At 70.3% G+C, this 1,296-nt stretch carries 2 protein-coding genes and 1 pseudogene; all 3 read right to left on the reverse strand.

Translation table 11 applies throughout. From position 1 onward, the window contains the following. On the reverse strand, positions 1–282 hold a 282-nt coding region (locus RWX45_RS07435; protein WP_316023099.1), incomplete at its 3' end, for a formyltransferase family protein. A 4-nt stretch (positions 283–286) separates the two neighbouring features. Continuing rightward, positions 287–958 (reverse strand): HAD family phosphatase, encoded by a 672-nt coding sequence (locus RWX45_RS07440; RefSeq protein ID WP_316023100.1) that lies wholly within the window; start codon positions 956–958, stop codon positions 287–289. Positions 959–1,002: 44 nt separating this feature from the next. Then, a pseudogene (locus tag RWX45_RS07445) lies at positions 1,003–1,296 on the reverse strand (primosomal protein N'); the annotation flags it as partial.

Here is a 1,296-nt window from a genome sequence, read left to right on the forward strand (position 1 = left end):
GGCGGGTACGAGCCGGCCGTAGGCGACGACGACGGCAACATCCGGGCGCAGCTCACGCACCCACGCCTGCACGTCCTCTTCCCGCAGGGTGGTTGGGGTGCGCACGTCCAGTCCTGCTTCGCGGGCGGCAGCGGCCACCGGTGAGGGGTGCAGGCTGCGGCCGCGTCCCTTGCGGGCGTCGGCGCGGGTGAGCACACCCACGACCTCGTGCTCGGGTGCGGCAAGCAACGCGCCCAGTGCGGGCAGGGCCACCTCGGGGGTTCCGGCGAAAAGCACACGCATGGGGTCAGTTTAGGGGTGCGGGCAGTAATCCCGCTTCGATGAGGACTGCGCGCAGCATGCCGGCGCCCGTGAAGCGGTGCGCCTGCATGCCGACCGCGCGGGCAGCCTCCACGTTGACCGGTGAGTCGTCGATGAACAGGGTACGGCCCGCGTGCAGCCGGTAGCGGTCCAGCAGGAGGCGGTAGACGGCCGGATCGGGCTTGACCAGGTGCTCGCGCCCGGAGACCACGATGCCGCGGAAGCGTTCCAGCAGTGGCGAGAGGTGCCTGGTGGCATCGAAGAGGACGTCGTTGAAGTTGGTCAGGGCGTACAGGGGGACATCGGCCTCCAGCAGATCCTCGATGATCGCGGCGGTGCCGGGGACGGGGCCGGTTTTGGTGTCGGCGAAGTGCTCCCAGTAGGTGCGTAGGATCTCCACCCAGTCGGGGCGGTCGGGGTGGGCGGCGGCCAGCGCGGCCAGCACCTGCGTGAGCGGCACGCCGGCGTCGAACATAGTGTTCCAGTGGGTGAAGTCCGCTTGCGTGACGAATTCCTGCCAACGCGCCAGCGGTACCCGGCCGGCGATCGCGCCGACTGCCTCCCAGGTGTAGATGACATTGCCGTAGTCGAAGACGACGGCGTCAATGCCATCCGGGCCGTCGGCAAGGTCACCAATGGCAGTGTCGGGGTGGTTCACCAGGGCTCCCTTCTACGCTCCCAGGATACCGGCGCTTATGACCATTACCACAGAACCGTGGGGTCCAGCTCGATGCGCACGCTCTCCTCACGCCGTACCGAGGCCTCACGCGCCTGCAGTCGGAGGAAGGCGGCCAGTTCCCGGCCCCGGTCCAGGGGGGCGCGCACCAGCCCCCGCAGCGTCGGCGGCTCCGGACTGGAATCGCGCCGGGGCACGGGGACGGGGCCGAGTACCTCGAAGCCGGCCGTGCGGGCGCGGTCGAACAGGGCCTCGATACCTGCGCGCGCCCCATCCAGACGTGCCGCCCGCCAGGCGGGTGGCAGATGCAGCTCGGCGCG

It is taken from the genome of Actinomyces sp. MRS3W, assembly GCF_032465695.1.
Taxonomy (GTDB): Bacteria; Actinomycetota; Actinomycetes; order Actinomycetales; family Actinomycetaceae; genus Actinomyces.